We start from the raw sequence: 1906 nt of genomic DNA on the forward strand, positions 1-1906 counted from the left end.
TTTCAAAATAGTATGATGTCTATATTTGAGAGGCAGTCTTTTGAAACAGGTGATGCGGTATTAAATCAATTAGATCTAGAAATAGTAAGAGATGTAGCAAAAGACCCCACAGCTCAAAGAGTGAAGAAAGAAAAATTGACAGAGCAATTAAATAAATCTATAAAAGATATGAAAAGTGTTGGACAAACATATGTTACAGGAGCCAAGCTAAATGAAAAAGCTGAATTACAAATAGTAGCTTTGGATACAGAATTAGCAAATACTGTTTCTGTAAAACCAGGTGAATACTATGAGCAGCCTACTTATTGGATGAAAACATATGATAAAGTAATACAAACAAAACAGGCACAAATGACAGAAGTGTATGAAGATGAATTAGGGTTCTGGGTAACAATTTTAGAGCCAGTTACAGATGAAAATAAAAATATAATTGCAATTGTTGCAGCGGATTTGGAAGCTTCTATTATTCCACTTACAAAGAAAAACTTTATGATACAAGGTTTACTATTTATTATAATTTCATTAACTATCGCAATTACAATTCAAATATTTATCTCACGAAACTCTCTATCGCCTTTAAAGGATTTACAAGAAGGGTTACGTAAAGTTGGTGAAGGGGATTTAAGTATTAAATTGAATGAAAGATCTGATGATATAGGGATAACTAATATCTATTTTAATAACACTATTAAAAAGTTTAATAAGATTTTAGATAAAGTAAGGGAGACTGCTGAACAAGTTTCGACATCTTCACAGGAATTGTCGGTAAGTACAAAAGAGAATAGCATAGCCTTTAAAGAAATTGCAAGTGCTATTACAGGATTAAATTTAGGAGCACATTCTCATGAATATGTAGTGCAAAAATGTTTAGGGATTGTTCAAGAAATGGAAAGTAAGATGAAAGCAATTAAAGGAGCTGCAAAACAAGTTGGCAATGCTTTGGAAGACATGGAACAGCATTCTGTAGAGGGAAAAGATTTGATTAAGCAAATCGTGAATCAAATGAAAAGAATCCAAGATACAGTTCAGGATGTATCTTCTAGTATTTATGCATTCGAAGCACGATCTAAGGAAATTCATGAAATTCTTACTGTAATTACAACCATTTCAAATCAAACAAATTCATTAGCTTTAAATGCTTCTACTGAATCCTCATGTGCTGGAGAGATGGGGGAAGAATTTTTAGGTGTTGCGGACGAGGTACATATATTAGCGGAAAGAACCGAGGCATCTGCAAGGGATATAGCTAAATTAATTGGTGAAACCCAGGCTGAAGCAGAGAGAGCTGTAAGATCCATACAGAAGAGTTCAAAGGAAGTAGAAGTAGGAATAACACTTGTTCAAAGTAGTGGTGCTTTTTTTGAAAAGATTTCAGAATCTGCACAATCTGTTACAAATCAAATTAAAGCGACTTCGAATCATTCAAGTGAAATTCTAACAGATAATCAAACTATTGTTCAGTTTATAAATGAATTATCACACATTGCGAATACATATGTGAATAGTAGTAGTAATGTGGAGACAAGTATGAAAGAGCAAGAACTATATGTACAAGATATTGCAGAGTTAGCAAATTCTCTAAATTGGCTCTCGCAAGAGTTACAGGGGTTAATAGGGGAATTTAAAAGTAAGTAGGATAGAAGAAGGTAAAGGTATAGGGTATGACCTATACCTTTATTTATTCCCACATAAGGGATGAAAGCTTAGGTATATATGTAAAATAGCTAAACGAATAATTTTTTTGCATATTTTGTTGGAAATAGAGCATGATATTACCAAATTCAACGGAGGTGTTTAAAAAATGCAAATTCGCGAAAATAATAATTCAAACGAAATCTTAATAGCAGCTGCAGCAAGTGCAATTGAGCAAATGAAATATGAAATTGCTCAGGAGTTTGGTGTTACA

The 1906-nt window shown here is 32.7% G+C and carries 2 protein-coding genes; both read left to right on the plus strand.

The window, feature by feature from the left end; all coding sequences use genetic code 11:
* Window positions 1-1635, plus strand: a 1635-nt coding sequence (locus tag ABWK52_RS27140) for a methyl-accepting chemotaxis protein (RefSeq protein ID WP_353772273.1), incomplete at its 5' end; no start/stop codon positions are given.
* A gap of 166 nt (window positions 1636-1801) precedes the next feature.
* On the plus strand, window positions 1802-1906 hold a 105-nt coding region (locus tag ABWK52_RS27145), incomplete at its 3' end, for a small, acid-soluble spore protein, alpha/beta type (RefSeq protein WP_353772274.1).

The organism is Bacillus sp. AP50 (assembly GCF_040492675.1).
Classification (GTDB): Bacteria; Bacillota; Bacilli; order Bacillales; family Bacillaceae_G; genus Bacillus_A; species Bacillus_A cereus.